Annotated in this window: 2 protein-coding genes and 1 pseudogene; 1 reads left to right on the forward strand and 2 read right to left on the reverse strand. The window is 72.3% G+C overall.

What is annotated here, in order from left to right; genetic code table 11:
* Together G6021_RS07025 and G6021_RS07030 are read right to left on the reverse strand one after the other, a co-directional pair.
* Nucleotides 1-617 (reverse strand): annotated as a pseudogene (locus G6021_RS07025) (substrate-binding domain-containing protein); the annotation flags it as partial.
* A 108-nt stretch (nucleotides 618-725) separates the two neighbouring features.
* A complete protein-coding gene (locus G6021_RS07030; protein WP_179524674.1) occupies nucleotides 726-1,472 on the reverse strand; it encodes an enoyl-CoA hydratase in 747 nt (248 codons plus the stop codon).
* A 110-nt stretch (nucleotides 1,473-1,582) separates the two neighbouring features.
* Between G6021_RS07030 and G6021_RS07035 the strand changes: the two genes are divergently transcribed.
* A partial coding sequence (locus tag G6021_RS07035; RefSeq protein ID WP_277817925.1) for an acetyl-CoA carboxylase carboxyltransferase subunit beta occupies nucleotides 1,583-2,280 on the forward strand: 698 nt, incomplete at its 3' end.

Here is a 2,280-nt window from a genome sequence, read left to right on the forward strand (position 1 = left end):
TCCGCGCGCCCCGCCCGGCCCTGCGCGAGCACGGCCATGGAGGCGGCGAGCGCCTCCGAGGTCGAGCGCATCGACTCGACCTCGGAGGTCGCCGCGAGGATGGGGGCGTCCGCGATACCGGACCGGACCGGGTCCCCCATCGCCAGTCCCGGCATCGAGAGCGCCGAAGTCCACGTGGGCATGTCCGGCCCGGGCCCACGCGAGGCGATGATCACCGGGGTCGACGCGATGGAGTTGAGAACGGTCTCGAACGGGATCTGGACGTCCTGGGAGATCTGAGCGAGCCGGATCGCCGAATCGGGGACCCAGATGTCCGGGAGGGTCTGACGGGCGGCGACCCGAGCCGCCATGTCGGCGGACGAGACCGCCGAGACCTCGTACGCATGACATCCCCCCGCCTCGTCCGCGAGGGTCTCGACATGCGCGAGGATGTCGGGCTCGGTGGCCACGGTGACATCGGCAGCGTCGACGCAGAATCCTCCCACCCCGGCCCTGGACAGGCCCGCGACCACGACCCCGATCACGAGGACCGCCGCCAGGAACCCCAGCCCCACCTGGACGACCCTGCGCGCCGTCGAACTCTCCCTCTGCGTCGACGCACTGTGCCTGGCGGCCATCCGCGGCTCTCCCCCTGCAGTCACCGGTCCCCGGGGCGTATGCCAGTCGCCACGTCGGCGGGATCCGGGCGCTGGAATGGTATCCGTCCGGGCCCGCTGACGGTCAGGTCATCTCCCGCGGAACACGGGAGGCCTCTTCTCCTCGCGGGCGGCGCGGGCCTCGGCCATGTCCTCGCTGTGCCAGGCCAGTTGCTGCAGCTCGGTGTGCTCCTCGCGGGGCAGGAGCCGGGCGTCGTCGTCGTTGATCACCGACTTGATGTGCCGGAGGCTGAGCGGGGCGAACCGCGCGATCTCGGCCGCCAGCTCCATCGCGGTGTCCAGGCCGCCGATCTCGTTGGCCAGCCCGATCCGGGCCGCCTCTTCCGCCCCGACCGGACGAGCGGTCATGAGGACCGACCGCGCGTGCCCGCCCCCGACGACGTTGGCGAGCCGCTTGATCGTCCAGTTGTCCAGCGCGAGGCCCACCTTGACGACGGGGACGGCGAACACCGCGCCGGGTGCCACCACGCGGAGGTCGGCGGCCAGGGCGAGCTGGACCCCGGCGCCCACGGCGGGCCCGTTGACGGCCGCGATCACGGGGACCGGCACCGACTCCACCGCCCTGAGCATCCCCGCGTGGGCGTCGTAGAAGTTGAGGTTGTACACGCCGCCGGACAGATCGGCTCCCGCACAGAAGGCCGTCCCCGCCCCCGTCACGACGATCGCGCGGACCGGGTCCTCGCCCTCTGCCGCGGCACCCGCGGCTTCGATCGCCTCCCGCAGGGCCGTGCACACCTCCGCGTCGAGGGCGTTGCGGGTGCTGTGCCGGTCGATGGTGACGACGGCGACGGAACCGTCCCTGCGTGTGTCGATCATGGCGGCGGGGCCTCCTGGTACGTCGCGGTCCGGTGCGCCGCGGGGGTACTACCCTGCACCCCGCGACCGACGATACCTGCTGGTGAACGCGCCCACCGTACGATGCGTCCATGGCGCGAACCGGAGCTCTGCAGATCCTCGACATGGTCCTCGACGACGGGTCGTTCCGGTCCTGGGACTCCGCTCCGCTGCGCTCGCCCCAGGTCGACTCGGTCCCGGGTTACGAGGCCTCCCTCGAGCGCGCGGCGCGGGACTCCGGGGTGGACGAGTCCGTCATCACCGGCGAAGGACGACTGCTGGGTCGGCGGGTCGTGTTCATCGCCTGCGAGTTCGACTTCCTGGCCGGATCGATCGGCATCGCGGCGGCCGAGCGGATCGTCTCCGCGATCGAGCGCGCCACCGCCGAACGCCTGCCGATCCTGGCCTCCCCGACGTCGGGGGGGACCCGCATGCAGGAGGGCACCATCGCCTTCCTGCAGATGGTCAAGATCTCCGCCGCCGTCGCCGGGCACAAGTCGGCGGGACTGCCCTACCTGGTGTACCTGCGCCATCCGACCACCGGAGGGGTGTTCGCCTCCTGGGGCTCGCTGGGCCACGTCTCCGTCGCCGAACCCCGCGCGCTGATCGGGTTCCTCGGCCCGCGCGTCTACGAGGCGCTCTACGACGCGCCCTTCCCCGAGGGCGTCCAGGTCTCGGAGAACCTCGCCCGCCGCGGGATGATCGACGGCGTGCTCCCTCCCGAGGGGGTCCGCGACCTCACCGCCCGGGCACTGCGTGTGCTCTGTGAGGACCCGCCGTCCGAGGACGA

Origin of the sequence: Dietzia sp. CW19 (assembly GCF_014145265.1) — a bacterium.
GTDB classification, from domain to species: domain Bacteria; phylum Actinomycetota; class Actinomycetes; order Mycobacteriales; family Mycobacteriaceae; genus Dietzia; species Dietzia natronolimnaea.

Bases quoted from the DNA above. Each gene is read 5' to 3' on its own strand.
- G6021_RS07030 (WP_179524674.1), bottom strand. From the start codon at position 1,472: ATGATCGACACACGCAGGGACGGTTCCGTCGCCGTCGTCACCATCGAC.